At 70.2% G+C, this 24,923-nt stretch carries 26 protein-coding genes and 2 tRNA genes; 18 read left to right on the forward strand and 10 right to left on the reverse strand.

Annotated elements, in window-relative coordinates:
• Positions 1-20: 20 nt before the first annotated feature.
• Positions 21-2,945 carry an SCO7613 C-terminal domain-containing membrane protein gene (locus ABIA35_RS14325; protein ID WP_370358196.1) on the reverse strand — a complete coding sequence of 975 codons (2,925 nt, stop codon included), beginning with the start codon at positions 2,943-2,945 and terminating at the stop codon, positions 21-23.
• A gap of 132 nt (positions 2,946-3,077) precedes the next feature.
• On the opposite strand from ABIA35_RS14325, the gene ABIA35_RS14330 reads away from it, so the two are divergent.
• Positions 3,078-3,470, forward strand: a complete 393-nt coding sequence (locus ABIA35_RS14330) for a hypothetical protein (protein WP_370338731.1) — start codon at positions 3,078-3,080, stop codon at positions 3,468-3,470.
• A 43-nt stretch (positions 3,471-3,513) separates the two neighbouring features.
• On the opposite strand, the gene ABIA35_RS14335 is transcribed toward ABIA35_RS14330, so the two are convergent.
• The gene (locus tag ABIA35_RS14335; protein ID WP_370358197.1) at positions 3,514-4,230 is read right to left on the reverse strand and encodes a FadR/GntR family transcriptional regulator; all 717 of its coding nucleotides are present in this window, start codon (positions 4,228-4,230) and stop codon (positions 3,514-3,516) included.
• A 168-nt stretch (positions 4,231-4,398) separates the two neighbouring features.
• Between ABIA35_RS14335 and ABIA35_RS14340 the strand changes: the two genes are divergently transcribed.
• From ABIA35_RS14340 to ABIA35_RS14355, 4 genes are all read left to right on the forward strand, one after another.
• Positions 4,399-5,046 carry a gluconokinase gene (locus tag ABIA35_RS14340; RefSeq protein ID WP_370358198.1) on the forward strand — a complete coding sequence of 216 codons (648 nt, stop codon included), beginning with the start codon at positions 4,399-4,401 and terminating at the stop codon, positions 5,044-5,046.
• Positions 5,046-6,455: a GntP family permease gene (locus ABIA35_RS14345; protein WP_370338725.1), complete on the forward strand. Its 1,410-nt coding sequence runs from the start codon at positions 5,046-5,048 to the stop codon at positions 6,453-6,455. Before ABIA35_RS14340 ends, ABIA35_RS14345 begins: the two co-directional genes overlap by 1 nt.
• Positions 6,456-6,478: 23 nt before the next feature.
• Positions 6,479-8,056 carry an FMN-binding glutamate synthase family protein gene (locus ABIA35_RS14350; RefSeq protein WP_370358317.1) on the forward strand — a complete coding sequence of 526 codons (1,578 nt, stop codon included), beginning with the start codon at positions 6,479-6,481 and terminating at the stop codon, positions 8,054-8,056.
• A gap of 65 nt (positions 8,057-8,121) precedes the next feature.
• Entirely contained in the window at positions 8,122-8,628 is a 507-nt protein-coding gene (locus ABIA35_RS14355) for a GNAT family N-acetyltransferase (protein WP_370358199.1), read from the forward strand.
• Here ABIA35_RS14355 and ABIA35_RS14360 read toward each other — a convergent pair.
• Together ABIA35_RS14360 and ABIA35_RS14365 are read right to left on the reverse strand one after the other, a co-directional pair.
• Positions 8,607-8,906, reverse strand: coding sequence for a hypothetical protein (locus ABIA35_RS14360; protein WP_370358200.1), 300 nt, complete (start codon positions 8,904-8,906; stop codon positions 8,607-8,609). The two genes, ABIA35_RS14355 and ABIA35_RS14360, sit on opposite strands and share 22 nt — an antisense overlap.
• Positions 8,907-8,997: 91 nt before the next feature.
• The gene (locus ABIA35_RS14365; protein WP_370358318.1) at positions 8,998-9,849 is read right to left on the reverse strand and encodes a helix-turn-helix transcriptional regulator; all 852 of its coding nucleotides are present in this window, start codon (positions 9,847-9,849) and stop codon (positions 8,998-9,000) included.
• A 141-nt stretch (positions 9,850-9,990) separates the two neighbouring features.
• On the opposite strand from ABIA35_RS14365, the gene ABIA35_RS14370 reads away from it, so the two are divergent.
• A complete protein-coding gene (locus tag ABIA35_RS14370) occupies positions 9,991-10,878 on the forward strand; it encodes an NAD-dependent epimerase/dehydratase family protein (RefSeq protein ID WP_370358201.1) in 888 nt (295 codons plus the stop codon).
• Between the two features lie 13 nt (positions 10,879-10,891).
• On the opposite strand, the gene ABIA35_RS14375 is transcribed toward ABIA35_RS14370, so the two are convergent.
• Positions 10,892-12,757 (reverse strand): alkyl/aryl-sulfatase, encoded by a 1,866-nt coding sequence (locus tag ABIA35_RS14375; RefSeq protein ID WP_370358319.1) that lies wholly within the window; start codon positions 12,755-12,757, stop codon positions 10,892-10,894.
• Between the two features lie 85 nt (positions 12,758-12,842).
• Positions 12,843-13,769 carry a hypothetical protein gene (locus tag ABIA35_RS14380; protein ID WP_370358202.1) on the reverse strand — a complete coding sequence of 309 codons (927 nt, stop codon included), beginning with the start codon at positions 13,767-13,769 and terminating at the stop codon, positions 12,843-12,845.
• Positions 13,770-13,880: 111 nt separating this feature from the next.
• Here ABIA35_RS14380 and ABIA35_RS14385 point away from each other — a divergent pair, with 111 nt between their 5' ends.
• Genes ABIA35_RS14385 through ABIA35_RS14395 form a run of 3 tightly spaced genes read left to right on the forward strand, consistent with a single transcriptional unit; the run spans position 13,881 to position 15,815 of the window.
• Positions 13,881-14,651 carry a GNAT family N-acetyltransferase gene (locus ABIA35_RS14385; RefSeq protein WP_370358203.1) on the forward strand — a complete coding sequence of 257 codons (771 nt, stop codon included), beginning with the start codon at positions 13,881-13,883 and terminating at the stop codon, positions 14,649-14,651.
• A 53-nt stretch (positions 14,652-14,704) separates the two neighbouring features.
• Positions 14,705-15,409 (forward strand): DUF4352 domain-containing protein, encoded by a 705-nt coding sequence (locus tag ABIA35_RS14390; RefSeq protein ID WP_370358204.1) that lies wholly within the window; start codon positions 14,705-14,707, stop codon positions 15,407-15,409.
• Between the two features lie 46 nt (positions 15,410-15,455).
• Complete coding sequence (locus tag ABIA35_RS14395; protein ID WP_370358205.1) at positions 15,456-15,815, forward strand: TrmO family methyltransferase; 360 nt, start codon at positions 15,456-15,458, stop codon at positions 15,813-15,815.
• Positions 15,816-15,864: 49 nt separating this feature from the next.
• On the opposite strand, the gene ABIA35_RS14400 is transcribed toward ABIA35_RS14395, so the two are convergent.
• A complete protein-coding gene (locus tag ABIA35_RS14400; protein WP_370358206.1) occupies positions 15,865-16,605 on the reverse strand; it encodes a 3-oxoacyl-ACP reductase family protein in 741 nt (246 codons plus the stop codon).
• Positions 16,606-16,805: 200 nt separating this feature from the next.
• The gene (locus tag ABIA35_RS14405; protein WP_370338706.1) at positions 16,806-17,084 is read right to left on the reverse strand and encodes a YtxH domain-containing protein; all 279 of its coding nucleotides are present in this window, start codon (positions 17,082-17,084) and stop codon (positions 16,806-16,808) included.
• Between the two features lie 196 nt (positions 17,085-17,280).
• Here ABIA35_RS14405 and ABIA35_RS14410 point away from each other — a divergent pair.
• The 5 genes from ABIA35_RS14410 to ABIA35_RS14430 all read left to right on the forward strand — a co-directional run bounded on the left by ABIA35_RS14410 (position 17,281) and on the right by ABIA35_RS14430 (position 20,178).
• Positions 17,281-17,353, forward strand: a tRNA-Asn gene (locus ABIA35_RS14410).
• 151 nt (positions 17,354-17,504) lie between these two features.
• Positions 17,505-17,578, forward strand: a tRNA-Ile gene (locus ABIA35_RS14415).
• Between the two features lie 229 nt (positions 17,579-17,807).
• Complete coding sequence (locus ABIA35_RS14420; protein ID WP_370338704.1) at positions 17,808-18,215, forward strand: hypothetical protein; 408 nt, start codon at positions 17,808-17,810, stop codon at positions 18,213-18,215.
• Positions 18,216-18,287: 72 nt separating this feature from the next.
• Positions 18,288-19,613, forward strand: coding sequence for a sigma-70 family RNA polymerase sigma factor (locus ABIA35_RS14425; protein ID WP_370358207.1), 1,326 nt, complete (start codon positions 18,288-18,290; stop codon positions 19,611-19,613).
• 88 nt (positions 19,614-19,701) lie between these two features.
• Positions 19,702-20,178: an SRPBCC domain-containing protein gene (locus ABIA35_RS14430; RefSeq protein WP_370358208.1), complete on the forward strand. Its 477-nt coding sequence runs from the start codon at positions 19,702-19,704 to the stop codon at positions 20,176-20,178.
• Positions 20,179-20,247: 69 nt separating this feature from the next.
• On the opposite strand, the gene ABIA35_RS14435 is transcribed toward ABIA35_RS14430, so the two are convergent.
• Positions 20,248-21,084, reverse strand: coding sequence for a helix-turn-helix domain-containing protein (locus ABIA35_RS14435; RefSeq protein WP_370358320.1), 837 nt, complete (start codon positions 21,082-21,084; stop codon positions 20,248-20,250).
• Between the two features lie 110 nt (positions 21,085-21,194).
• On the opposite strand from ABIA35_RS14435, the gene ABIA35_RS14440 reads away from it, so the two are divergent.
• From ABIA35_RS14440 to ABIA35_RS14450, 3 genes are all read left to right on the forward strand, one after another.
• On the forward strand, positions 21,195-21,953 hold the full coding sequence (locus ABIA35_RS14440) for an SDR family oxidoreductase (protein ID WP_370358209.1): 759 nt from the start codon (positions 21,195-21,197) through the stop codon (positions 21,951-21,953).
• Positions 21,954-22,070: 117 nt separating this feature from the next.
• Positions 22,071-22,445 carry a hypothetical protein gene (locus ABIA35_RS14445; RefSeq protein ID WP_370358210.1) on the forward strand — a complete coding sequence of 125 codons (375 nt, stop codon included), beginning with the start codon at positions 22,071-22,073 and terminating at the stop codon, positions 22,443-22,445.
• 47 nt (positions 22,446-22,492) lie between these two features.
• On the forward strand, positions 22,493-23,170 hold the full coding sequence (locus tag ABIA35_RS14450; protein WP_370358211.1) for a hypothetical protein: 678 nt from the start codon (positions 22,493-22,495) through the stop codon (positions 23,168-23,170).
• Positions 23,171-23,199: 29 nt separating this feature from the next.
• On the opposite strand, the gene ABIA35_RS14455 is transcribed toward ABIA35_RS14450, so the two are convergent.
• Entirely contained in the window at positions 23,200-23,946 is a 747-nt protein-coding gene (locus tag ABIA35_RS14455; protein WP_370358212.1) for a DUF6348 family protein, read from the reverse strand.
• Positions 23,947-24,010: 64 nt separating this feature from the next.
• Here ABIA35_RS14455 and ABIA35_RS14460 point away from each other — a divergent pair, with 64 nt between their 5' ends.
• Entirely contained in the window at positions 24,011-24,907 is an 897-nt protein-coding gene (locus tag ABIA35_RS14460; RefSeq protein ID WP_370338697.1) for a UTP--glucose-1-phosphate uridylyltransferase, read from the forward strand.
• Positions 24,908-24,923 lie beyond the last annotated feature (16 nt).

Here is a 24,923-nt window from a genome sequence, read left to right on the forward strand (position 1 = left end):
ATCGGTATCTGACACAAGGGCTACCGTAGCCCGCTGAACTTCCGGCCGAGCGTGCGCAGGTCGCGGATGCGCCGCTCATAGCCGACGCCGAGGGCCAGGAGCAGGGCCCCGGCCAGCGCGATCAGCGTCCAGCGCGGGACGGCGTCGTACGCGGCCGCGAGCGCCGGGGACAGCTGCGCCACAGCGTCGATCGCGAGGACGGCCGAGCCGAGGGCCAACGGAGCCTGAAGCCGTCCCCTGACCCCGGCGGCCAGCACGCCCAGCCCCGCGACGCCGACCAGCGCGGGCCGCGGCAGGCCGGGATCGGCGAGCGCCTGGAGAAGGGTCGGCGTGAGGCCGAGGACGAGGCCGGGGCCGTAGCAGGGCCACGACGCGGCTTCCGGGTCGTGGCGGCGGCGCAGGTAGCCGGCACCGAGGAGGATCACGGCGGCCGGGAGGGTGTACGGCTCGACAGAGTGGATGTGCGACTCCGCCAGCCGGACCCAGCTGCCGGCCACCAGAAGCAGAGAGCTGATGGCCGCCGGAAGGTGGATCGCGAGGCGGGGGTCGCGGGCGGTCGTGTCCTCGGCTGCTCGGGCTGCTCGGACCGCTCCGAGCGCCGCGATCAGCGCGGCCGCGACACCGCCCGCCAGGAGACCGAGCCAGATCGGATCGAAGCGGCGACCGGCGATGGTGCCGATGGTGGCCAGCGTGTAGATCGAAGGGCCTGTTATTAGCGCCACCGCGGCCGCCTTCTCCGGCAAACGCCGGAAGGCCGTGGCCGCAACGGAAACCGCCGCCGCGACCAGCGCCAGGATCAGCGCCCGCGAGCCGAGGTCGGCTTCAGGGGCGATCCAGCGGTGGACGGTATCGGTCTCCAGGCAGAGGAGCACCTGGAAGAGCGCGGGCCACACGGGCGCAAGCGGCTCCCTGCCCAGGACGATCGCCGGGGCCGTCGCAGCGATGAGGACGGCCGTCGTGATGGCGAGCGCGACCGGCTCGTATGCGGAGAAGCCGATCGCCGTGGCGGCCACGACGAGGACGACGACCTGGAGCGCCGTGGCGAGGACCGTGTCGAGACGCCCGCCGAGTATGTAAGCGGTCATCATCACCGCGGCCGCCACCATGCCGAGGACCACACCGATCTGCGCGAACGACGCACCCTGATACCCGGCGATCAGAGCGGCCTCGACGGCCAGGAGTGCGGCTGCCGTGGTGACCAGGACGAGGCGATCGCGGACTCGCTTACGAGCCGCCAGCGCGGCGGCCGTCGTGGCGAGAAGGGTCACCGCGACGGCGACGACGGTGAGGACCGGCGAGCGCAGCGACCACAGGGCCGCGTGGACAAGGAAGCACGCTCCGACGATCGCGGGCACTCGGGCGTTCGCAGAGTCCTTCCTCATCGCGGCGATCAGCAAGACCGCGCCGAGGACCAGCTCCCAGCCGACGGCGGCCGGGAGAGTCCAGGAGGCTTCGAGCGGCACCAGGATGAGGTTGACGACGACCAGGACCGCGATCGTCGGCACGACCGCCCGCCGCGCGGCGGCCCGCTTCGGCGTCTTCGGCGTCTTCGGCGTCTCCGGCGTCTTCGGCGTCTCCGGCGTCTCCGGCGTCTCCGGCGTCACCGGCGTCACCGGCGTCACCGGCGTCACCAGCATCTTCGGCCCGAGCACGACGGCGGTGGCCAGCGCCGCGAGCACCAGCACGGCCAGCTGCGCGGTGCCGGGCCAGGGCTGGCCGGTGTGGATCGCGTCGGTGGCGCGCAGGCTGCGGATGCGGGGCCAGGCGCCGTGCCAGATCTCATGGCGGGTGACCCCGGCCGGCGCCGCGAGCGCTTCGGCGATGGGCTTCTTGACGGTCAGCAGGGCGCCGAGGCCGGCAGCCGCGACGACCGCCGTCGCGGCCTGCGCGACGCGGGTCGGGATCAGCAGGACGGTCAGCGCGGCCAGCAGGGCCGCCACTTCGACGGCCGGGGCACGCCAGCTCGCGTCCAGATGCGGGACGAGCCCGCACAGCGCGGCGATGCCGGTGGCCGTGGCCAGCGCCAGGTGGAGCTCGGCGGCATCGTGGAGTGCGGCCCACACGGCGATCGCGGCGAACGCCGCCAGCTCGACCGGGCCCCAGTCCGAACGCAGACCGGCCTGGCCGTAGGTGGCGACGACAGCGGCGAAAAGGGAGATTCCCCACCAGATATACGCCGTGATGCGAAGCAGGTCCGTCGCGAGACGGAAGCGGAAAACGAGAAGCACGACGGCCTGCAGCCCGTAGACGGCCGCGACTTCACCGGGGCGGACGCTCGTACCGGTCGCCAGCGGCAGCACGAGTTCGGCGGCGATAAGCGCGACGACACGGAGTGCACGGATCCTGACTCGCACCGACCACACGGCCGTCACCACAGCGATCACCGCCGACACAGCACCCGCATAAGTCGTCAGCGCGATCCCGCCGCCGACCCCCATGAGCCGCAGCCCCACGCCGTCGACGATCAGCAGCGCGACGGTCAGCGCCGCAACGGACTCGGCGGTCGCGGGCAGCTCACGCCGTGCGGCCACCGTCGCCGCGCCGGCCGCCGAGACGGTGACGCCCGCCATGACGCCAGCGCGTCCCCCGGCGCCGAGCGTGCCCCAGTTCACGGCGATGAAGATGAGCGCGGCGACCGCGAGCAGCAGGACGCCGAGGCTCAGCAACAGGTTCTGGACACGCCGACGGCTCCACTCCACGCGGGGACGGCCGGCCAGAAGGTGCGGAGGAACGGGGTAGGACGGAAGAGCCGGCGCCGGCCCTCCGCCGCCATCTGGCACGGCGGCGGCGATCCCGATGCTCCCGGCGGCGCGCAGCGTACGAAGCAACGCGACCCGCTCGGTGGTGAGCTCCGCAATACGTTGATCCACCGCCCACAGCCGCGCGGCCGTCTCACCGGCCAACACCAAGCCGCACGCCGAACAGCGCTCCGGCCGCTCCGCCATCGGCGCACCACAGTCCGGACATCCGACCAGCCCATCTCCCATGCCACCAACCCTGGCTCGGACCGGGACACGCCAATACCCGTTGCGGTACTCAGATCTGGCGCCCGAGCTACTCAGGCCTAGGATCGAGGCATGGACACGCCAATGCCGCCCGAGGAAGTCGTCGGCGTACTGGAGGGCATGTCGTTCTTCCAGAAGCGGGCCTTGAAGAAGGCCGGCTTCAAGTGGGACGGCCTGCGACGCCTCGCCGAATCCGAGTACGGCGCCGGCCTGGTCGAGGCGGTGCTGGCCTGCCACACCGACCTGCTCGGCCGCGACCCCCGCGCCGACGAGCCGGAGAAGGCCAAGGCGGCGCACCGCCATCCCGGCGTGCCCGGCCCGGAGAAGCCCGCGTTCGACGCGCCCCGGTACAGCCGGCCCACCAAGGACGAGCGCGCCAAGCTGGACGAGCTCGCCGAGATGGCCAAGCAGCAGAAGAAGGAAGCCCGGGAGCGGGGCAGTCAGGGCAAGCGCGAACTGCCCTGATCGGAGCTCGCTCTCAGTTCGCTCTCAATCCTCTCAATCCCCCTCAATCCCCCTCGCGCGCCTCCAGCCGCATGTGAATGTCCGCCAGCGACTCCGCGACCACCGCCCGCATCGCCACCTCCGCGCGCGCCGGATCGCCCGACGCGACCGCGACGGCCACCGCGTCGTGGCGGTCGGCGTCGGCGGGGTCGGGGGCTGTGGGCAGCAGCTTCAGCGCGGCACGCCCTCGCAGTAGTTCTTCCGTCACCGGTGCCAGCTGTGCGAACAAGGGATTCCCGCACATCGCCAGCACCAGCCGGTGGAAGTCGACGTCCGCCTCCAGGAACGACGTCCGGTCCCCCGCCGCGGCGGCGGCGCGCATCCGGGCCGAGCTCTCCAGCAGGCTTGTGCGCTTCTGCCGGTCCGCCTGACGGGCCGCCGCGGCAGCCGCGGCCGGCTCGACCGCGCCGCGCAGTTCCGTCAGTTCGTCGAGGACTGTCGTGCGCTGCGTGCCCGCGAGGCGCCAGCGGATCACGTCCGGGTCGTAGAGGTGCCATTCCCTTACCGGCCGTACTGTCAGGCCTACGCGCGGTGAACTTCGCAGCAGGCGCTTGGCCTGGAGTGCTTGCACCGCCTCGCGGATCACGGTGCGGCTGACGGCGAAGGCCTCCGCGAGGTCGTCGGTGCGCAGCACCTCGCCGGGGGCGCGGTAGCCGCCGGCGATGGCGTGGCCCAGGTCGTCGGCGACCTTGCCGGCCAGTCCTTTGCCCAACTCCGGCATGCGGTTCATCCTCCCGTGGCGTGGCGGGTGCCAGGCCATCATCGTCCCACCATCGCGGCTTCATATTACGGAATAGTCACCACCTCTTTAATAGTCATACTTTTTGGCTTACGGTGACGCGTGGCGCGCCACGAGGTGTCGCGTACGGGGTCAAAGGAGACTGCAACCGTGAATGCCGCATCACCGTCCGGAGCCGGCGCGTCCGGCACCGGCGCCGAGCCCCCGATCCTGCTGATCACCGGCGTCTCCGGCAGCGGGAAGACCACCATCGGCTCGCTGCTCGCCGGCCGGCTGGGCTGGGAGTACGCCGAGGCGGACGCGTTCCATCCGCAGGCCAACATCGCCAAGATGTCCGCCGGCCATCCGCTGACCGACGAGGACCGCCGGCCCTGGCTGGACAACATCGGGCACTGGATCGACGAGACCACCGCCAAGGGCCGCCCCGGCGTCGTCACGTCCTCGGCGCTCAAGCGCGTCTACCGCGACCGCCTTCTTCAGGGACGCCCGCAGGTCCGCCTCATCTACCTGGACGCCGACCGCGAGACCGTGGCCCGCCGGCTCACCGCGCGCAACGGCCACTTCTTCCCGCCGGAGCTCCTCGACTCGCAGTTCGGGGACCTGGAGCCGCCGGCCGACGACGAGAACCCGGTGCGCATCAAGGTCGACGACCACGACGCGCCGCTGACCGTGGCGGAGAACCTGATCCGCGCCGAGCACCTGGAAGCCGTGGAAGCCGCGCACGACCAGGCGGCCGCGGACAGCCATGCAGCCACGGACAGCCATGCAGCCGCCGACAACGGGGAGGCCGGCGCGTGATGGGCTCTGCGATAGCGACACACCCGATACTCGTGGCGGCCGCTGCCAAGGCCGCCAAATCCACTGCCTGGACCGGCCACGACACCCGCCTGATCGTGGTCGCGCTCGCCGGCATCGCCCTCGTGGTGCTGATGACCGCGGTGACGAAGATCCACCCGTTCCTGGCGCTGCTGATCGGCGGCCTGTTCGTCGGCATCGCCGGCGGCATCCCGGTGGACAAGCTGCTGTCGACCACCGAGACCGGGGTCGGCGGCGTGCTCGGGAACGTCGGCGTGATCGTGGCCCTGGGCGCGATGCTCGGCAAGATGCTGGTCGACTCCGGAGGCGCCGACCGGCTGGTCGGGGCGATCGTGGACCGGGTCGGCGAGAAGCGCGCGCCGTGGGCCATGGTGCTGGCCGCGATGGTCGTCGGCATCCCGATGTTCTTCGAGGTCGGCCTGGTCCTCATGGTGCCGATCATCTACCTGGTCTGGAAGCGCACCGGCGGCTCGATCCTGCGGATCGGCATCCCGGCGCTGGCGGGCCTGTCGATCCTGCACGGCCTGATCCCGCCGCACCCGGGGCCGCTGGTGGCGATCAACGCCCTGCACGCGGATCTGGGCACCACGCTGCTGTTCGGCGTCATCGTCGCCATCCCGACCGCGATCATCGGCGGCCCGCTCTACGGCACCTTCATCGCCAAGCGCGTGCACCCGCACCCGCCGGAGAACCTGGCGAAGCAGTACACGGTGACCGAGCGCGAGGACGGCACGGTCCCCTCGGTGCTCACCACGCTGTCGGTGATCCTGCTGCCGGTGCTCATCATGCTGGTGAAGACGGTCGTCGACATCGCCGACAGCAGCCCCACCTCCGAGCTGCACAAGGTGATGGACTTCATCGGCGACCCGATCATGGCGATGATCATCGGCGTCGTCTACGCGACGTTCGCGCTCGGCTTCCGCCGCAAGGCCTCGGACGTGATGGGCTCCGCGCTCGGCCCGATCGCCGGCATCCTGCTGATCATCGGCGCCGGCGGCGCGTTCAAGCAGATGCTGGTCGGCACCGGCATCGCCGACTCGATCGGCAAGGCGGCGAACAACTCGCACCTGTCGCTGCTGCTGTTGGCCTGGCTGATCGCGGTCGGTATCCGGCTGGCCACGGGATCGGCGACGGTGGCGACCGTCACAGCCTCCGGCATCATCGCGCCGATCGCCGCGGGCCACCACGACACCTCCACGGCGCTGCTGGCGCTGGCGGTGGGCTCGGGCTCGCTGTTCCTGTCGCACGTCAACGACGCCGGCTTCTGGCTGGTGAAGGAGTTCTTCGGGATGGACGTCAAGCAGACGTTCAAGTCGTGGTCGGCGATGGAGACGATCCTGTCAAGCGTCTCGATCGTGATGATTCTGATCCTGGGAACCTTCGTGCACTAGTGTGCGGCGGCATGGGACTGCTCATGCTGCCTGCATCGGCGCTGCTCACGCTGGCTTCGGCGTGGGCAGTGCCTCTTTCGCTTTTCTGGCTTTTCGCCCTGATCCCGTCCGCGCTCCTGCTGGCGCTCGGGATCTACGACGTGTCGCAGCGCCGACGCTCCATCCTGCGCAACTTCCCGGTCCTGGGCCACGTGCGGTTCCTGATGGAGTACATCCGGCCGGAGATCCAGCAGTACTTCATCGAGACCAACACCGGCGGGCACCCGTACGACCGCGACACGCGCACGGTCATCTACGAGCGGGCCAAGGGCATCCACGGCGACCAGGCCTTCGGGACCGAGCTGGAGGTCGAGGCCTCGGGCTATGAGTTCCTGGAGCACTCGATGTCGCCGCTGCGGCCGACGCCGGAGCAGCCGCGGGTGCTCGTCGGCGGCCCGGATTGCAAGCAGCCGTACGAGATGGCGCTGCTGAACGTCTCCGCGATGAGCTTCGGGGCCCTGTCCGCGAACGCCGTCCTGGCCCTGAACAAGGGCGCCAAGGCCGGCGGCTTCGCGCACGACACCGGCGAGGGCGGCATCTCGCCGTACCACCGCGAGGGCGGCGGCGACCTGGTCTGGGAGCTCGGGTCCGGGTATTTCGGCGCCCGCACCGCCGACGGGGACTTCGACCCCGACAAGTTCCGCGACAAGGCCGCCGATCCTCAGGTCAAGTGCGTCGAGCTGAAGCTGAGCCAGGGTGCGAAGCCGGGGCTGGGCGGCGTGCTGCCGGGGCCGAAGGTGACGCGGCAGATCGCCGACATACGCGGCGTCCCTGAGGGCGTCACGTGCATCAGCCCGCCGTCCCACAAAGTCTTCAGCACGCCGCGCGAGCTGGTGCTGTTCATCGCCAGGATGCGGGAGCTCTCCGGCGGCAAGCCCACCGGCTTCAAGCTGTGCGCGGGCTCGCGGCGGGAGTTCCTGGCCGTGTGCAAGGCGATGGTGGCCGAGGGCGTGACGCCGGACTTCATCGTGGTCGACGGCTCCGAGGGCGGCACCGGCGCCGCGCCGCTGGAGTTCGAGGACAACGTCGGCACCCCGCTCACCCACGGTCTGCTGACGGTGCACAACGCGCTGGTCGGCGTGGGCCTGCGGGACCGGATCCGGATCGGCGCCAGCGGGAAGATAGCCCGCGGCACCGACATCGTGAAGCGCGTCGCGCAGGGCGCGGACTACACCAACGCCGCCCGCGCCATGATGATGGCCGTCGGCTGCATCCAGGCGCAGAAGTGCCACACCAACCACTGCCCGGTCGGCGTCGCGACCCAGGACCCCAAGCGCTACCGGGCCCTGGACGTGCCGGACAAGGCCACGCGGGTGCAGCGCTTCCAGGCCGCGACGGTCGCCGAGGCCCAGCAGCTCATCGCCGCGATGGGCCTGACCGGCCCGCACGAGCTGCGCCCGGAGATGGTGCACCGGCGCGTCAGCCAGCGCAAGACCAGCACCTACGCAGAGCTCTACCGCTATCTGCGGCCCGGCGAGCTGCTCGCGGAGCCGGTCGAGGGGTGGGACGCGGACTGGCGGGCCGCCGACCCGGACACGTTCCGGGCGGTGGAGAAGGCCTGAGGGGCCGCGGCAATCCGGGACGCTCCCGCGCCGCAGCGGATGAGAACCCGTCCTACAGTGGTGTGATGATCACCACCGAACGCCTGCGACTGCGCCCCGCCACCACGGCCGACGTCGACTTCTGGATCGAGCTCCACGCCGATCCCGAGGTCAACGAGTTCGTCGGCGCGTACACGCGGGAGCGCGCCGAGGCCCGGCTCCGCGAGATCGAGGACTGCTGGGCGGCCCGCGGCTACGGCCTGTGTGTGGTGGAGTCGCTGGCCACCGGGGAGGCAATCGGCCGGTCCGGGCTCAACTGGTGGGACCAGTTCGGCGAGACCGAGGTCGGCTGGACCTTCGCGCGCGGGCACTGGGGCAACGGCTACGCGACCGAGGCCGCGCGCGCCGTTCTGGACTGGGGATTCGGCGATCTGGAGCTGACGCGGATCACCGCGATGATCCACGCCGAGAACCAGGCGTCGATCGCGGTGGCCGAGCGGCTGGGCTTCACACCGCGCCGCGAGGACGAGGTCCTCGGCAAGCCCTGCACGGTCTGGGCGTTGGACCGCCCTCAGGCTTCGCCGAGGCGGTAACCGCGACGGCGCTGCCAGCCGGTCGCCGAGGCCGCGGCGACCGCGACACCCCCGACCAACAGGACCCAGGCCAGCCCGGCGTCGTAGTGCTTGGCCTGCGTGTAGTCCTGGGTGACGGTGTGGCCGTCGGCATAGTGCGTGATGCACCTGTCCGAGGCGGACATCTGCCTGCCGTCGCAGGTGGGAGCGGTGCTCGAACCCTTATACAGCGCGTACACCGCAGCGATCACCAGCAGCACACCGACGACCAAGCCGACCTTAGTAGCCCTCACCAACATGCTGACAACCGTATCGGTGGGACGGCCGTTCGCGGGAGCACGCCCTCCGTTTGGTGACGTATTTTCGCTACGCATCGGGCTCGGTTCTTCGCTACGCGTCAGACTCCGCCATGCGCTGGGTACCGATCACCCGCAACAGCTGGAGCGCCTGCTGCGCCGGGGTCCCGGCCCGCGCCGAGTGGATGATCAGGCGCTGGTCGTGCTCCGGGGAGAACATGACCTCGCAGTCCAGGTCGATGCGGCCGACGAGCGGGTGCAGCACGGTCTTGTGGTCGGCGCGGCGGCGCTTCACGTCGTGCCGCTCCCACAGGTCGGCGAAGCGGGAACTCCGTACCCTGAGTTCCTCGACGAGGGCGCGCAGCCGGGTGTCGTCGGGGTGGGCGGCCAGGCGCGCGCGGAGGTCCGCGACCGTGTTCTCCCCGTTGCGGACGAAGTCCTCGGGCAGGAAGTACGCCGCCGAGTCCGGGTTGCAGAAGTGCTGCCAGGGGATGTTGCGCTGCTCCACCGGGATGCGGCCGGGGTCGCCCATCAGCGCGGCGTGCATCGTGTTCCAGGCCAGGATGTCGCCGCGGTCGCCGACCACCATCGCCGGGGTGTCGTCGAGCTTGTCCAGCAGGTGCAGCACGCCGGGGCGCACGTGCTCGGTCGGCAGCCGGTTCTCGTCCTCCGGCATCAGGCCGGAAAGGTGGAACAGGTGGTCGTGCTCGTCCTTGGTCAGCCGCAGCGCCCGCGACAGCGCGCTGAGCAGCTGCGCCGAGGGCTGCGGCCCCCGCGCCTGCTCCAGCCGCGTGTAGTAGTCGACCGACATGCCGGCCAGCATCGCCACCTCCTCGCGGCGCAGGCCGGACGTACGGCGGCGGGTGTTGGCGGGCAGGCCGATGTCCTCCGGACGCAGCCGCTCACGGCGGGTGCGCAGGAAGGCGGACAGTTCGGCACGGTCGATCTTGAGCACCCATCCAGCATCGCGCACCTGCCGCGCGCTATCCAGGGATCGGGAGTCCCAGGATGAGCGGGTCTCTGCACACCGGCTCCGACCTGCGGCAACGTTCAGGGTGTCAGCAGCAGCGCGAAGGAGACGAACACCATGACCACCACCTTTTCCGCCAAGCCCATCCTGGTCACCGGCGCCACCGGCACGGTCGGCAGCCGCCTGATCCCCCGGCTGCTCGCCCAGGGCGAGGCAGTCCGCGCCCTGGTCCGCGACCCGGAGTCGGACACCGCACTCCGGCTGCGCGCGGCCGGCGCCGACCTGGTCGTCGGCGACCTGGCGACCCTGGACGCCGCCGGCTTCAAGGCCGTCGTCGACGGCACGGCCGCGGTGATCCACCTCGCCGCCACCTTCCGCGACTCCCCGACCCCCGAGCGCGCGAACGCGGTGAACGCCGACGCCTCGACAGCCCTGGCCGAGGCCGCGCTGGAGGCCGGCGTGACCCGCTTCGTGTTCGCCAGCACCAACCTGGTCTACGGCGGCGGCCACACCGCACCGCAGAACGAGCAGTCCGAACTCGGGCCGATCGCCTGGGGCGGACCGTACCCGGCGTCGAAGGTCGCGGCCGAGAACTCGTTGCAGGACCTGCGAACGCACCGCGGCCTGGACCTCCGAGTCGTGCGTCTGGCCTTCGTCTACGGCGACGGCGACCCGCACATCCAGGAGTTCATGAAGCGCCCCCTGGACTGGCACCCCTCCCGCCGCCTCCAGATGGTCCACCACGCCGACGTGGCCCAGGGCCTCATCCTGGCCCTGCGCGCCGACGGCCTGAGCGGCGAGACCTTCAACATCGCCGACGACTCCGCCGCCACCCTCGCCGAGATCTACCGCTACACGGGCCGCGACCTGACCCCGGAGATGACCGGACGCACGGTGACCGAGCCCTGGTTCGGCATCGTGGAGAACACCAAAGCGCGCCGGGTGCTCGGCTTCCGGCCGCTGTATCCGACGATGTGGCAGGCGGTGGACGCGGGGGCGATGTAGTCAGGCCGGCCGATCACGGCGTCACGATCGCGAAATCCGGATCCGGCGCGTCCAGCACCCCCACGATCGTCTGAAGCACCGAAAGGTCGCCGTTCACCGTCACGCCGTCCAACCCGCCGCCCGCGAGCACTGTGAGGAACTGCGGCTTGGTCAGCGTGAAGGTGGCGTCGGGGGGCGGTGCGCCCGTCTTCGCCGTCTGCGGGCTGTACGTCAGGACGCCGTTCTGGAGGGTGAGGCGGTAGTGCTCGTCGAGATCGGTGAAGTGCCAGTCCGTCACCGCCTTCGCGTCCCAGGCCTTCGGGCCGTTCACGCGGATGGCCAAGGTGTCGAGCAGTTGCGGGACGCTCAGGGCCGCGGCCATGCCGGCGGCGCCGATCGGGGTGGGCTGCACGCCGTCGCGGAGCTCCGAGGCGCCCATCAGGTAGCAGTTGCGCCAGGTGGCGTTCTCGGCGCCGAGGGCGAGGCGTTCGAAGACGTCGGCCAGGGTGTGCTTCGCGTCCTGGTTCGAGGGGTCGGCGAAGACGGCGTGCTTCAGCAGCTGCGCGGCGAAGCGCAGGTCGCCGTCGTCGGCGTACTCGCGGGCCTTGGCGACCAGGTTCGGGACGCCGCCGAAGCAGATCGCGTAGCGCTTCGCCGTCTCCGCCGGCGGGTGCTCCCACAGGTCGGAGGGGTGCCCGGAGTACCAGCCGAGGTAGCGCTGGTAGACCGCCTTCACGTTGTGGCTGACCGAGCCGTAGTAGCCGTGCGTGTGCCAGGCCGCCTCCAGAGCCGGCGGGAGCTGGATCAGCTCGGCGATCTCGGCGCCGACCAGGCCCTGGTTCATCATGCGCAGGGTCTGGTCGTGCAGGTAGGCGTAGAGGTCCCGCTGGATCTCCAGGAAGTCGCGGAGCTCGCCGGCTCCCCACGTCGGCCAGTGGTGCGAGGCGAACACGACGTCCGCCTGGTCGGCGAACAGGTCCAGGGCCTGCCCCAGGTAGTGCGACCAGATGCGGGCGTCGCGGACCTGGGCTCCGCGCAGCGTCAGGATGTTGTGCAGGTTGTGCGTGGCGTTCTCGGCCATACACAGGGCCCTGCGATCTGGCAGCAGGAAGTTCATCTCCGACGGGGCCTCGGTGCCCGGCGTCATCTGAAAGACGAACCGCACGCCGTCGACCGTCTCCTCCTGCCCGGTCCGGGTGATCGACTCCGTCGGCGCGAGCAGGCCCACGGTGCCGGTCGACGCCGCGAAGCCCAGCCCCATGCCCACGTGCGACTCGGCATTGTGGGCCACGTTCGCGCCGGAGTAGTACATGCCGCGGCGCAGCATCGCGGTGCCGGCATAGACGTTCTCCGACACCGCCTCGGCCATGAAGCCCTCCGGCGCCAGGATCGGCGCCTTCGAGCCCGCCTCCAGGACGCCCTCGACCCCGCCGAAGTGGTCGATGTGCGAGTGCGTGTAGACGACGCCGGTCACCGGCTTGTCGCCGCGCACCTTCCGGTACAGCGCGAGCCCGGCGGCCGCGGTCTCGGCCGAGACCAGCGGGTCCACCACGACCACGCCAGTGTCGCCCTCGATCAGCGTCATGTTCGACAGATCGAAGCCGCGGATCTGGTAGACGCCCTGGACCACCTCGTACAGCCCGGCCCTCGCACACAGTTGCGACTGCCGCCACAGGCTCGGGGTCACGGTGTCCGGGCAGTCGCCGTCCAGGAACGCCGTGGCGTCGAAGTCCCAGGCGGTCTTGCCCTCGGCGGTCTTGATCTGCCGCTGCTCGGGAGCGGCGAGGAAGCCCCGGTCGGCGTTGGCGAAATCGGTGCGGTCGCCGAGGTCGGCGCTGCCCTGTGCGCTCCCCTGTGCGGTCACGGCTGCTCCTCGGGCTCGGCGGACATCCTCCGCCATGCTCATCGGCAGCCATGGGCCCCGCCATCGGGGGAGCGCCATTCGGCGAAACGGCTAGGAGTTGCCGATGCCGCCGGGCCGCGGGCTAGCGACGATTCGGCACGGAGGGCGGGAGCGCGGTCGCCAGGGTGTCCTGCGGCGAGTTTCCCCAAGCCGAGTTCTGTGAAGCGGACGCGGCTGCCGCCGCCGCGTCCCACGCCGGGTTGTCCAGAACCGCGAGGACCTGCTTATCGGAGAGCAACAGCGGAGCGCCTGGAGCAGCGGCGCTCTTCTCGGACGAGGAGTTGGTCTCCAGGGCAGTCAGGCTCGCACCGTCGGTGCGGACGAGAGTCACAGTGAGCTCGGTCTTGTCGGCGTGGCGGCCGTCGGAGGTTCCCGGTCCTTCCGAGACGTAGGCGACCGAGCCGTCCGCGAGAAGCTGCGGCGCGCCGCGCCCGGGCCGGGCGGCGCCGGGGGCCGAGACGACGATGGCGATGAAGCCGACGTCGTTCCCGGCGGTGATCTGGGCGCTGACCGTGGTCGTGCCGGCGAAGGCCACGTAGCCGCGGCCGCTGACTCCGGTGCCGGCGAGACAGGATTTCAGGGTGGCGTCCAGCTCGTCGTCGGAGATCTGCTGGTTGCCGGTGGAGCTTGGCACGGTGGCGTCCGGGGTGGTCGCGCCGGGGTCGGGCGTGCTGGGGTCGGGGTCGGGCGTGCTGGGATTCGTCGCGCTCGAGTTCGGGGCGTCCGGGGCACCCGGGGTGGCAGTCCCGAAGGCGTTGCCGGGAGCCGAAGCAGCAGGCTGGTTGACCTCTCCCCCGCGGCTGCCGTCCCCCGACGTCCGATGCGGCTCCAGGAACGTCACCCCCGCGAAGACCACGGCCACCGCCAGCGCCGAGCCCAGAACCTGCACCGCCCGCTCCACGCGCCGCATCCGCGTCCCGCGCGTCACCCCGCCGGCGGCCAGACGTACGACGTCCGGCTCCAACTTGCGCGCGGTCTCCCGCATCGCATGAGGCAGATCGTCGCGCACGTGGCGTCCTTTCCCGCTCGGTTGCTCCCCCGCGTGTAACTCGACGCGCAGCAGGCTGGGGTTGTTACGGAACGGTCGAGCGGTGTCGGCCGCAGCGTCTACCGTGGTCGTATGCCGACGGTTGAGGCTTGCGAAGCCGCCCAGACCTGCTGGTTCACCTGCCGCGCCGCGGTCTTGGGCGGCCAGACGTGGAGCGACGGGCCGCTGCTCTGGGCGCGCGAGGGCGACGAGCAGAACCTGATGTTCCCGCAGCGGATTCCGGCTGACGCGGTCGCGCGCGGTGTGGAACGGGCCCGCGAGACGGGGGTCCGGACCATCGGCGCCTGGCTGGGGACGGACGTCGACACGTCAGCTCTGGCGGCCGCGGGGTTCGAGCGCGGGTGGGAGCCGTGGTGGATGACGGCCCCGGTGGCCGATGTCGGCGATCCCGGCGGACCCGGTGCTCCCGTAGATCCCGTCGATCCCCGCATCGAACTTCAGCAGGACACCGTCGATTACACCGGGGAGTATGCGGCGTACCGGGACACGTTGAAGATGACCCGCGTCCGTCCTCAGCGTTCCTGGTACGCCGCCGCCTACGACGACCGGCGCGGCCGTGAAGGCAGCGACAACCATGGCAGCCGCAGATTCGCAGGCCGCGCGTGGTCGCATCTGAACGGCGATACGGCCGGCGTGTTCGACATGGAGGTGTGGCCGGCCTTTCAGCGGCGGGGACTCGGAACCGGGCTGCTGCGCGCGGTCGTGGCGGCCGCAGCCGAGGCGGGGGCCGACAACGCCGTGCTGAACGCGACTCCGGAGGGCAAGATGCTGTACGAGTCCTGCGGCTTCCGTCAGATCGGCGTCGGGATCACGTGGTGGCTCCACCTCGACCAGCGGCAATGACCTGGCAGTACTCTGTTGTGCGACGTGGGGACTCTTCAAACATGGGGGAAGAAATGGCTGTGCAATCTCGGCGATCCCGCCTGCCCGTGCGCGTTCTGCTCGCGGCGGGAGTCATGGCGTTGGCCGCAGCTGGATGTGCGTCGCAGGGGGTGACGCCGGGGCAGGCCGTCACGACGGGGGCGCTGGGTTCGCAGACGGTGTCGGCGCCGGGCTCGGCGACGGCCACGCTCCCCTCGGACGCCGGTTCCACCTCGGCTTCCACGTCGGCTTCCACTTCGGCCTCCACCTCGGCTTCCACCTCGCTGCCGGACGCGGACACCTCGTCGTCCGTCGCCCCCTCGGGGCAGGCCTACAAGCTCACCGACACGGTCACCGAGGGCGGATTCAAGATCAAGATCCACTCGGCCACGATGCCCTACAACCCGCCGGCCGGCACGTTCTTCACCCCGGGCCCGACCCGGGAGTGGCTGCTGCTGGACTTCGAGGTCACCAACGTCAGCAGCCAGCAGCTGATGTTCTCCACCATCGGCGCCTTCGACATGCGCGACAGTGCCAACGCCTCGTATCTGACCTCGGTCAGCGCCGATGACGACCTTAAGGACAAAGCCTTCCAGGACCACGATATGAACCCCGGCGACACCTCCCGCGGCGAGCTCATCTTCGACCTCAGCCAGCAGGCCTCGGGCTACCGGCTCATCTTCAAGGGGAACATGTGGCAGGCCAGCCAGACCCCGCCCTCCATCACGATGGGGTTCTGATCGGCGGCCGCCCCCGGCCATGATGCCCAGCCCTATCCTGGGCCGCATGACCAACATCATCCCGATCGGGCAGGTGGTCGGCGGCCGCGTCGAGCCGCGCGACGACGACTGGGGCGGCGAGACGGCCGTGATCCGGCTCGACGACCGCTTCGGCCCCGAAGCCCTCGCTGGGCTGGACGCCTTCTCGCACCTGGAGGTCGTCTACCAGTTCCACCTCGTGGACCCGGAGAAGGTGCAGACCGGCGCCCGGCACCCGCGCAACAACACGGAGTGGCCGCTGGTCGGCATCTTCGCCCAGCGCGGGAAGAACCGGCCGAACCGCATCGGCGTCTCGCGCTGCCGGCTGCTGAAGGTGGAGGTGGCCCAGCCCGAGTGGGCCACCGAGCTGATGCGGGAGTATTACTGAGCGGGCCGGCTGAACTGAGCGGTCCGGCTGATCGGACTCTTCCGCCCGCTCAGACCGTGTAGCCGCCGTCCACCGCCAGCGCCGTGCCGGTGATGTATCGTCCGCCGGGCCCGGCCAGGTAGGCCACCGCGTTCGCGATGTCCTCGGCCGCCCCGTAGCGGCCGAGGGCCGTCAGCGAGCGCTGGAAGTCGGCACTGTCCCCGTCGGCCGGGTTCATGTCGGTGTCGATCGGCCCGGGATCGACGACCGTGGCGGTGATCCCGCGCGGCCCCAGCTCGCGCGCCAGGCCCTTGGTGAGCCCGACGAGCGCCGACTTGGCCATCGCCTGCAGCACGAAGTTCTCGCCGGGCACCCGGCCGTTGAAGCACGAGCCGATGCTGATCACGCGACCGCCTTCGCGCATGTGCCGCGCGGCGGCCTGGGAGGCCAGGAAGACCGAGCGGACGTCCACGGCGAGCACGCGGTCCAGTTCGGTCTCCGTCACCTCCTCCAGCGGGCCGTAGGTGAGGAACCCGGCGTTGTTCACCAGGATGTCCAGGCCCCCGAGCTCCCGCACGGTCTGCTCCACCACGCGCGCCGCGGCGTCCGGGGCGGTCAGGTCGGCCTGCAGGGCGACCGCCCGCCCACCCTCGGCCTCGATCTCCGCGACCACCTTCCGGGCCCCTTCGACGCCCTGCGCGTAGGTCAGGGCCACCGCGGCCCCCTGCGCGGCGAGCTTGCGGGCGATCGCGGCGCCGATCCCGCGGCTGCCGCCGGTCACCAGAGCCACCGTGCCGACCAAGTCGTTCATCGTCGTTCCCTCCCGTCATGGGCCCGGTGCGAGCCCATGAAGGAGGATCGATCCTTGCCACCAATGTGAGAGTCAAGCCCGATGGTCCGGGAGCCTGTCCGGGAGGCTGTCCGGGCGCGCGAACAGGCCGCACGGCATCGCCACACGGCATCGCCGCACGGGCCCGGCCCGCCCGGAACCCCGGTATCCGCCCAGCGGCGCTACCCGAGGTCGTCAGAGGCACCCCCGTCACCGTCGCCCCGGTGCCGCACGGTCTCCACCACGTGCCCGACCGCCACCCGCCCCTTGGCAGCGGTGTTCTTCGTGATCTCGAACGCCTGCACCTGGATCACATTCGCGGTCTGCCGCACAGCGGGCGCGTCGGCCACCTTCCGCACCGCCGCCCGCATCTTCTCGTACTGCTCCCGCCCGGCACGCGTCCCGAGCACATACCCGGCCCCGAGTCCGGCGGCCAACGTCAGCTTCGTCCCAGCCTTCATGGCAACCCCACTACCCACACCACCGGATCCTACGAACGGACCTTACGACGGACGGGCGACCCCCCGAAGTTCCCACACCCACCCCGACCTGCCCCGTAAAGCGGATTGCGGATCTCCCCCCAGGATGCGCTAACCTAGTCACGCACCGCCGGACCGGAGCCGCGAACAGCGCGAAGGACCGACGGCGCGAGCACAATCCTGCATAGCTCAATTGGCAGAGCAGCCGGCTGTTAACCGGCAGGTTATAGGTTCGAGTCCTATTGCAGGAGCGCACGACGAACGTCTCCGCTCCCGTGGCAACCCACGCGACCCGGAGACGTTTGCCGTCACTGGGGGGAGTCGATCACCGGGGAGGGTTGATCCACCACGACGCCGGGCAGATGCCCACCAACGTCGTGAGCGGCGAGACACTTCACACTTGGGGCGTTAGCTCAGCTGGTTAGAGCAGGGGACTCATAATCCCTTGGTCGTGGGTTCGAGTCCCTCACGCCCCACTTCATAACAGAATGACCTGGCCCTCGGCAGCTGATGAAGCGCTAAAGGTCAGGTCATTTCTGGTTTTGGGAGTCCGATCAGGTCGGTATGTTCGACCACGTCCCCGCCAACCAATGTCGCGATCAAGCCAACCGGTGCGGCATCCCGCCGAAAGGCACCCGTTGCGCGGCCACGCCATCGCTACGCTCCGGCCATTCGCCTGCAGTGCCAGTGACGAGAGGGAGCGACGTGCCATACCTGGGTCGGATCACCATTACGGGGCCAGAGCCTGAAGTGGAACGGCGGCAGCACTTCATTGATGCCTTGTCCACGGCGATGGTCGAGGGATGGAGCTCGCTCTTCGCGCTCGTTCTCAGCAAGGACGAGATGAACGGCTCAACCGACCTGGTTGCGCCAGTTCGCAAGGTGCTTGATCACCGCATCGTCGGCTACTCCGGTGGGGCTTCGGTCACGGCTGTCATGGACGGTGAGGGCTTGGACTTCGAAGAGGCAGCGGCCGCGCTCGCGTCGTTGGGGCGTCACTTGACGACGTGGAGCCCAGATTTGCTGGAGTACACGCTGCAGCGCGTCGAGGTGTCGCGGCTGGAGCAGCGGTGGGACGAGGAGAACTGGCTGCCGCCACTGAATCAAGGGTGAAGGGTGAAGCCGCGAAGGCCGGACTCTTTTCGTAACGCTGGCCTCCCGTAACGAAAGACTACAGTTGCCCTCATGAAGGGACGCACCTGCCAGCTCTGCGGTGCCCCGCTGCCGGATCGTGGCCGGGGCCGGACCTCCGTCTACTGCACAGCGGCGTGTCGGCAGCGGGCCTATCGGCTGCGGAACGCGCAGGGGCCAGGGGGCGAGTCGGCCGCTGATGTGCTTGCGGCCATTGCGCGGCAGGTGGGGAGCCTGGCGTTGGAGCCGCCGGAGGCTTTTCGATCCGATGTCGTGGCGTTGGGTTCGGCGGTGCGGCGGTTGAGGCGGTTGGCCTTTAACGTAACGCCGGATGGTGTGACGAAATCCGTCGAGCGTCCGGCAGAGCAAGTTGACGAGGCCGACTTCGCCGTGCTCGTCGAGTCGCATCGCAAGCGGCTGCACCTGCACTGCTATCGCATGGTCGGTTCCTACGACGATGCCGAGGATCTGGTGCAGGAGGTGCTGCTCAAGGCGTGGCGTGAGCAGGCCGGCTTTGAGGGGCGGGCGGCGGTGCGGACGTGGTTGTACCGGATCGCCACCAACGCCTGTATCGATCATCTGCGGCGGGCTGGGCGGCGGCCGCAGCGGTATGAGGGTGTTCCGGGGGTCGAGTCGGGGGGTGGGGAGCCTCCGGAGCGGCTGGCGTGGTTGCAGCCTTATCCGGATCGGCTGCTCGATGAGGCTTTGGAGGAGGACGGGCAGCCGGAGGCCGCTGCGGTGGCCAGGGAGACCATGGAGCTGGTTTTCCTTGCTGCGCTTCAGCATCTGCCTGCGCGGCAGCGTGCGGTGCTCATCTTCCGGGATGTGCTCGGGCGTCCTGCGGAGGAGACCGCTTCGCTCATGGACATGACGCTCGCTGCCTGCAACAGCGCGTTGCAGCGGGCGCGGCAGACGTTGCGGGAGCGGATGCCGGCGCGGCGGGTGGATTGGGTGGCTGGTGAGCGGGGGCAGGAGGAGCGGGAGATCGTGCGCCGCTATATGGTCGCGGCGGAGCGGGCTGATGTTTCGATGATGGCTGATCTGCTCAGTGCCGATGTACTGGTCACGATGCCGCCGAATCCTGTGTGGTTCGCCGGTCGGGATGCGCTGTTGGGGCAGCTCAGGCGAGTTTTCGATCCGGTGTCGCCGGGTTACTTCGGGCGGTGGCGGCATGTGCCGGTGGGGGCCAACCGGCAGCCGGCTGTGGCCGGGTACGTGCAGCGGCCGGGGACGTCGGTGTTCCGGGCGCAGATGGTCGATGTGCTGCGGATCGAGGGTGGGCGGATCGTGGAGATCACCACGTTCGAGGCGCACCTGGTCGCGGCGTTCGGGCTGCCGCTGACGCTGCCGGGCGTGAGTGCCGCGGAGGGGTTCCGATGATGAACCGCGGCCGGCGGCGTCCAACTCCTTGAAAGCACGACTCCTTGAAAGCACTGCTCATCGGAAACATCGGAAACAGGAGACGAAAATGACCACGGAGAAGTTCCGGCTGGAGCGCACCTACACCGCGGCCCCCGAGAAGATCTGGGAGCTGTGGACGACCGCCGCCGGCATCGAATCCTGGTGGGCCCCGGACGGGTTCACCGTGCACGTGGACGCCCTGGATCTGCGCCCGGGCGGCATCCTGACCTACACGATGACCGCCACCGGCGCGGAGCAGGTGGCCTTCATGGAGGGCAACGGGCTGCCGCCGAGCACGACCTCGCACAAGACGTTCACCGACATCGAACCCGCCCGGCACCTGGTCTACTCGACGCTCGCCGACTTCATCCCCGGCGTCGAGCCCTACGAATTCCTGACCGACGTCGAACTGCGTCCGACGGCCGACGGCGGCACGCACGTGACCATGACGGCCGACGCCATGCACGACGAGGAGTGGACCGGGCGGCTCGCGGCGGGAAGGGCGAACGAGCTGGACAATCTCGCGAAGACAGTAGGCGAGTAGGCAAGGAGGGCAAGTAGGCAAATAGGTGGAAGGCAACAGGCGAGTAGTTAAGCGAGGCGCGAGCGAGAATCAGGCGAGTCCGCCTACGTGCGCCTTCTCCGCCGTCATCGCCAGCAAGACGAGTGCGTCGTGCTCAGGCGTCCCAGGCGGGGCCTGATAAACCAGAACCCGCTGGCTCTCTCCCACCAAACTGAGCGCCTCGTTGGCCAGGGTGACCCGCCCGATCACCGGGTGCTGGAAGTCCGTCGAGCCGGCGCGCTTGAGGCGGACCTCGTGGCGGTTCCACAGGGTCGTGAACTCAGGGCTCGCTTCGGAGAGTTCGGCGACCACGGCGTCGACTCGGTCCGGTGCGGTCAGCTGTGCGGTGCGCAGGTGCGCCAGGCAGTTGGCGGCTACGCGATCCCAGTCGGCGAAGAGGGTGCGGGCTGTGGGGTGCAGGAACGTGTAGCGAATCGTGTTGCGGTGGACGGGGGGCCAGTCATCCAGGCCGGGCATCAGGGCCAGGGCTTCGGGGTTGGCGGCCAGGAGGTCGTTGATCTCGTCCAGGACGTAGGCCGGGCTTGGGCGCAGCGACTCCAGAAGTACGTGCACTCCCGGGGTGACGGGCCTGGGTTCGGAGGGCGGGCGCCGGGCGGTGCGGCCGGCGGCCTGGTCGGCGAGGCCCAGCAGGTGGGTGTGCTCGTCCGGGGTCAGGTGCAGGGCCTTGGCCAGTGCGCCCAGGACCGCGTCGCTCGGCGCCGTCTCGCGGCCCTGCTCGATGCGGATGTAGTAGTCCACGCTCACCCCCGCCAGGGCGGCCAGTTCCTCGCGGCGCAGGCCCGGGATGCGCCGGGTGCTCAGGCCGCTGGGCAGGCCGACGTCGGCGGGCGTGATGCGTCCGCGCCGGTCGCGCAGGAACTGCGCCATGGCGTTCACCGCTTCAGTCTGCCATCGGTGACCGGCGCGAGGGTGGCCGTGGCACACCTAGGAACGAGGCGGTCTCGTCGGGGGTGGCCGGGCGGGACAGGCTCTGGGGCATGACAAACGTGATCATCATCGGCGGCGGCTCCGGGATGGGCCTGGCCCTGGCTCGGACGCTGCTCGCCGAGGGTATGGAAGTGACCATCGTCGGGCGGTCCGCGGAGCGGCTCGCCGGTGCTCGCAAGGAGTTGGAGGCGTCTGCGAGCGGCGGGCAGGGCAAGGTCGCCGCCGTCGCCACCGCCACCGCCACCACCGCCGTCACCACCGTGACCGCCGACATCAGCCGTGAGGAAGAAGTGGCCGCACTGTTCGCGGCGGTGGAACAGGTGGACCACGTGGCGGTCACCGCTGCCGACGCGACCGGCGTCTACGGGCCCACCACCGACGTCGCCACCGCGACCGCGCGCTCCGTCCTGGAGACCAAGGTGCTCGGCGCCTGGCTGGTCGCCAAGCACGCCGCGGGGCGCGTCACCGGATCCCTCACCTTCACCTCGGGCATCAACGCCTACCGCCCCAACGGATCGAACACGATCATGGCCGCGGCCAACGGCGCCCTCGAGTCGCTGGTCTACGGCCTGTCGATCGAGCTGGCGCCGGTGCGCGTGAACGCGGTCTCCCCCGGCTGGGTGGACACCCCCATCTGGGACGCGCTCGGCATGGACAAGGAGGCGGCCTTCGGTGAACTCGCCCAGCGGCTGCCGGCGCGCCGGATCGGTACACCGGATGACATCGCCAAGGCATTCTCGTCCGTGATGGGCAACGGGTACATCTCCGGCACCGTGTTGCACGTCGACGGAGGGCACCGCATCAGCTGATGCGATCTCCCAGAAATCATGCCAAACGGGTGCGGGATCAATCCCGCACCCGATAGCTTTGCGCCGCCGGGTGCGAGTTCGAGCCCTGCGATCTACGCATGGGCGGGGAGGTACCGGGTGGATCCGGCAGCGGTGGTGGTGCAGGCGCTGGTCACCGGCGCGGGCGCAGGTCTGGGCGGCACGGCTTCGGCCGCGGTGACCGACGGCTACGGCGCGCTGAAGCACGTCCTGGCCCGGCGGCTGGCAGGCCGGCACGCGGCGCTGGCGCAGCTCGAGGCGATCGAGGACGGCAGCGCCGGGGGCACCGACGCGCTGATCCGCGAGCTGGTCGTGGCCGGGGCCGTAGACGAGCAGCTCCTGGCCGACGCGCGCCACCTGCTGGCCTTGGCCGACCCGGAGGGCGCCGGGTCCGGCAAGTTCCAGCTCCACCTGCGCGACGGACAGGGCATGCAGGTCGGCGACGGCAACACGCAGACCAACACATTCCATTAGGGCCCGCCGACGGGTCGGCGGGCCGGGGGGAAAGGCGAGAGTCAGCCATGCGGATCGGTCAGGCCAAAGGCGCCCAAGTCGGCGAGGGCAACACTCAGCACAACACCTATCTGCCGCTCCAGAAGGCGCAGGCGGGCGGCCGGCGCAGCACACGGGATTCCTCGTCGATGACCGTCACGGCCGGCGACAACTCGACCGTCACCACCACGCAGAAGAACACGCATCTGAAGTTCTCCATGCCGGTCATCGGCCCGCTGTTCAGCTTCGCCTCGGTGCACCCGGTCATCGCCGTGACGACGGCCGTGGTCGTCCTCGGCGGCACCGGGGCGGTGGCGAGCGGGGCGATGTCGGGCTCGTCGGGCCCGTCCACCAAGCTGGTGCGGGGGTTCCACCTCACGGTGGCCGAGTCCGGCGCGACGCCGGTCGGGTACGACTTCTCACGCACCCCGCCGGTGCCGGCCGGACCGAACACCGACGCCATCTACGTCCAGGGCGGATTCATCTACTCCACCTCCGGGAAGCTGGCGCGATGGACGCAGGCCGGCAACCCCACGGCGGCGCAGTGCCGCGACGCGGTGGCCAAGGAGCCGGCGCGCCAGGTGGTCGTCAGCGACGGCGAGATGACGTGTTACCTGGACTCCCACGGCGACCCGGGCTACTTCACGGTCACTTCCAGTCCGATGACCGGTGACTACATCACCGTCGACACCGCGCACCTGAACTGAGTCGAATTCAAGTCGAACTCACGTCGCATTCAATCGGCGCGGACGAACATCGCGAAGGTCCGGCCGACGGTCATCTCCTCGGTCCTCGGCCAGTCGGCTTCGCGCAACGCCTGGGTGGCGGCCCCGTGGAGGTCGCCGTTCAGGCGGACTTCCACGTCCTGCGAGGCAGAGCTCGTGGCGAGGGAGAACTTGACGCCGTTCGGCCTGGCCGGGTCGAGGTCCGGCATCAGGTGGGGAGCGACGAGCGGCCACGGCGGGTTCCGAATGAACCAGTCCTTGTGCGCTTCGTGCTCGTCGCCCTCGCCCCAGCCGCCGATGAGGCCGGCGCTGACGCTCCAGCCGGGGACGCCGTGCGGGTGGTCGGGGCCGAAGGTCTTCCCGACGGCGTTGTGCGGCCCCTGGAACATGCCGATGACCGCGCGGGCGGTCGTGTCGGCCCAGGTGTCGACGCCACGGCGCACTGAGGTGTTCACATCCGGTCCCGGGACCTGGACGCAGTCCGGAACGTGGGTCACGGTTCCGTCGTCGTTCGCGATGGCGAAGACCAGCCGCACGTGCGCGGGGTCCTGGTCGTTCTCGCAGGAGCCGAGGAAGACGATGGACGCGTTCGGCCCGGCCAGGAGCAGGCCGTGCTCCTCGTCCTGGTCGAGGAACCAGGGCCGGAACATCGCGTCCAGGTACGACTTGGCGAGCCTCAGCTTGAACTCCGCCGCGGACATCGGCTCGGCCGCGGCCTGGGGGGCCGAACGCGAGACTTGCCTCTTCAACCAGCTCATGCGCGCACACTTTAGCGAGCGCCGCCTCACCGGGTCCGTGTCATGGGATTGATAGTCTTGACCCATGGCGACGATCCGCAAGGCGGTGATCCCGGCGGCCGGGATCGGTTCGCGGCTGCTGCCGCTGACCAAGGCCATCCCGAAGGAGATGCTGCCGGTCGGCGACCGGCCGGTCATCGAGCACACGGTGCGCGAACTGGTCGCGTCGGGGATCTGCGACATCACCATCGTCGTGTCCGGCGGCAAGGAGCTGATCCAGCAGCACTTCCGGCCGAATCCGGCCCTGGTCGAGCAGCTGCACGCGGCCGGCAAGACCGACTACGCCCAGGCGGTCGAGGACGTCGGCGAGCTGTCGCGGGCCGGCCACATCACCTACCTGGACCAGATCGGGCCCTACGGCAACGGCACGCCGGTGCTCAACGCCGCGCGGGGGCTCGGGGACGAGCCGATGCTGGTGCTGTGGCCCGACGACGTCTTCGTCGCCGAGGTCCCGCGGGCCCAGCAGCTCATCGCGGCGTTCGAGAAGACCGGGTGTCCGGTGCTGGCGCTGATGCCGATGGCCCGCGGCGACTCGCGGCGGTACGGGGTGCCGACGGTCCAGGAGGACCTGGGCGGCGGGCTGCTGCGGATCATGGGGCTGCTGGAGAAGCCCGAGCCCGAGCAGGCGCCGTCGGAGTTCGCGGCGATCGGCGGCTACGTCGTCACCCCGGCGATCATCGAGGAGCTCCAGCGGGTCACGGACGAGTGGGATCGGCACCGCTCCGGCGAGGTCTACCTGACCGACGCGATCAACGCGCACGCCGCCGACCACGCGGTGTACGGGCAGGTCATCGCCGGTCAGTGGTATGACACCGGCAATCCCGCGGACTACCTGGTCGCCCAGTTCATGGCGGCGCTGGCGCACCCCGAGTACGGTCCGATCCTGCGCGGGCTCTCCGCTCGGTACTCCGCGGGCAACTGATCGCGCAATTGATCGG

Source organism: Catenulispora sp. MAP12-49 (genome assembly GCF_041262705.1).
In the GTDB taxonomy this organism is placed as follows: Bacteria; Actinomycetota; Actinomycetes; order Streptomycetales; family Catenulisporaceae; genus Catenulispora.

Coding starts and splice junctions, on each gene's coding strand:
- ABIA35_RS14325 (WP_370358196.1), bottom strand. CDS start 2,945: ATGGCGGAGCGGCCGGAGCGCTGTTCGGCGTGCGGCTTGGTGTTGGCC.
- ABIA35_RS14330 (WP_370338731.1), top strand. CDS start 3,078: ATGGACACGCCAATGCCGCCCGAGGAAGTCGTCGGCGTACTGGAGGGC.
- ABIA35_RS14335 (WP_370358197.1), bottom strand. CDS start 4,230: ATGCCGGAGTTGGGCAAAGGACTGGCCGGCAAGGTCGCCGACGACCTG.
- ABIA35_RS14345 (WP_370338725.1), top strand. CDS start 5,046: ATGGGCTCTGCGATAGCGACACACCCGATACTCGTGGCGGCCGCTGCC.
- ABIA35_RS14350 (WP_370358317.1), top strand. CDS start 6,479: ATGCTGCCTGCATCGGCGCTGCTCACGCTGGCTTCGGCGTGGGCAGTG.
- ABIA35_RS14355 (WP_370358199.1), top strand. CDS start 8,122: ATGATCACCACCGAACGCCTGCGACTGCGCCCCGCCACCACGGCCGAC.
- ABIA35_RS14360 (WP_370358200.1), bottom strand. CDS start 8,906: ATGTTGGTGAGGGCTACTAAGGTCGGCTTGGTCGTCGGTGTGCTGCTG.
- ABIA35_RS14370 (WP_370358201.1), top strand. CDS start 9,991: ATGACCACCACCTTTTCCGCCAAGCCCATCCTGGTCACCGGCGCCACC.
- ABIA35_RS14375 (WP_370358319.1), bottom strand. CDS start 12,757: ATGGCGGAGGATGTCCGCCGAGCCCGAGGAGCAGCCGTGACCGCACAG.
- ABIA35_RS14385 (WP_370358203.1), top strand. CDS start 13,881: ATGCCGACGGTTGAGGCTTGCGAAGCCGCCCAGACCTGCTGGTTCACC.
- ABIA35_RS14390 (WP_370358204.1), top strand. CDS start 14,705: ATGGCTGTGCAATCTCGGCGATCCCGCCTGCCCGTGCGCGTTCTGCTC.
- ABIA35_RS14395 (WP_370358205.1), top strand. CDS start 15,456: ATGACCAACATCATCCCGATCGGGCAGGTGGTCGGCGGCCGCGTCGAG.
- ABIA35_RS14400 (WP_370358206.1), bottom strand. CDS start 16,605: ATGAACGACTTGGTCGGCACGGTGGCTCTGGTGACCGGCGGCAGCCGC.
- ABIA35_RS14405 (WP_370338706.1), bottom strand. CDS start 17,084: ATGAAGGCTGGGACGAAGCTGACGTTGGCCGCCGGACTCGGGGCCGGG.
- ABIA35_RS14425 (WP_370358207.1), top strand. CDS start 18,288: ATGAAGGGACGCACCTGCCAGCTCTGCGGTGCCCCGCTGCCGGATCGT.
- ABIA35_RS14430 (WP_370358208.1), top strand. CDS start 19,702: ATGACCACGGAGAAGTTCCGGCTGGAGCGCACCTACACCGCGGCCCCC.
- ABIA35_RS14435 (WP_370358320.1), bottom strand. CDS start 21,084: ATGGCGCAGTTCCTGCGCGACCGGCGCGGACGCATCACGCCCGCCGAC.
- ABIA35_RS14440 (WP_370358209.1), top strand. CDS start 21,195: ATGACAAACGTGATCATCATCGGCGGCGGCTCCGGGATGGGCCTGGCC.
- ABIA35_RS14450 (WP_370358211.1), top strand. CDS start 22,493: ATGCGGATCGGTCAGGCCAAAGGCGCCCAAGTCGGCGAGGGCAACACT.
- ABIA35_RS14455 (WP_370358212.1), bottom strand. CDS start 23,946: ATGAGCTGGTTGAAGAGGCAAGTCTCGCGTTCGGCCCCCCAGGCCGCG.
- ABIA35_RS14460 (WP_370338697.1), top strand. CDS start 24,011: ATGGCGACGATCCGCAAGGCGGTGATCCCGGCGGCCGGGATCGGTTCG.